The organism is Bacillus sp. RC252 (assembly GCF_044909215.1).
GTDB classification, from domain to species: domain Bacteria; phylum Bacillota; class Bacilli; order Bacillales; family Bacillaceae_G; genus Bacillus_A; species Bacillus_A mycoides.
On record NZ_JBIYDV010000057.1, the window covers coordinates 1 to 1,282 of the forward strand.

1 protein-coding gene is annotated in these 1,282 nt (G+C 36.8%); it reads right to left on the reverse strand.

From position 1 onward, the window contains the following. Positions 1-38: 38 nt before the first annotated feature. A protein-coding gene (locus ABH960_RS29505; protein ID WP_404449983.1) for an IS3 family transposase occupies positions 39-1,195 on the reverse strand; the annotation gives its coding sequence in 2 pieces (ribosomal slippage) (positions 39-943 and positions 943-1,195; 1,158 coding nt in all). Between the last annotated feature and the right edge of the window lie 87 nt (positions 1,196-1,282).

A 1,282-nucleotide genomic window follows, 5' to 3' on the forward strand; every position in this document is an offset into this window, starting at 1 on the left:
TGAAGTGAACCCCGAAAACGGGACACATATCAAAACACCTAAACCATCTGTTCCCTAAATTCTTTAGGGGATAGGTGGTTTAATTTTTCTTGAATTCGCACACAATTGTAGTAATGAATGTATTCTAGCACAATCTTTCGCACAGTTGTGTTGGATACTTTTGTTATCTTTTGTGAGTAGAAAGCTTCACTTTTTAAATGACCAAAGAAGCTTTCCATGACGGCATTATCATGGCAATTTCCTCTCCGGGACATGCTGGTGATAATGCCGTTTTCTTTGGCACATGCTTGAAATTCCTTCGCTGTATAAATGCTCCCTTGATCCGAGTGAAGGATGACACCTTTTACTTTTCTTCCTCTCATCGCTTGTTTTAATGTCTTCATCGCTAATGTCAGTGTTTGTGACTCACTAATGACATAACTAATAATTTCACGATTAAAGGCATCCATAATCGTTGATAAATACAAGGTACGCTCTCCAAATAATAAGTAAGTCACATCTGTGAACCACTTTTCATTTGGGGCTGATGCTTCAAATTGACGTTCCAATCGATGAGGAGCTACCACTGGTTCCGTACCATTTATATATTTCTTTTTCTTTCGACGCACTTTTGAGAGTATATGATATTGTCTCATAATCCGTAATACTTTTTTATGATTCACACACAGTCCCATTTTCCGAAGAGTGGCGGTCACTCTTCGATATCCATACCGTAATTTATGCCTAAGGCAGATTTTCTTTACTTTCTCTTCTATCTCGTCTTTAGGGCGTTCGGCTATCTGTAACCAACGATAAAATGAGGAGCGTGGTAATTCTAATACTTTACACAGTTCTTGTACGGTTACTTTTGTTTTTAATTCATTCCATAGGGTAATAACGGTATGTGGTTTCAGCTCCTTTCGATTTCCAGATACTTTCCCCATACAAGTAATTTTGTTTTTAAATGATTATTTTCTAATCGTAGTTGTTCCAATTCACTTAGCTCTTTTGACCCTTTTCCATAAGAATATTGTTTTCCCACAGGTTGTTGAAAACGATATGTTTGATCTGTGCGATACCATTTCATCCATGTCTTAATTTGGGAAACATTTTTAATGCCGAGTGTCTCCATAATGGTACGATTTGAATAACCATCCTTTTTCATTTCAATCACTTTCCATTTTATTTCTTCTGGGTAATGAACTCTTGTCTTCAAACGAAAAACACCTCCATTGAATTTGCATACTTAGTATGCGAATTCAGGAGGTGTTTTTTTCATGTACCACTATTCGGGTTCACTTCA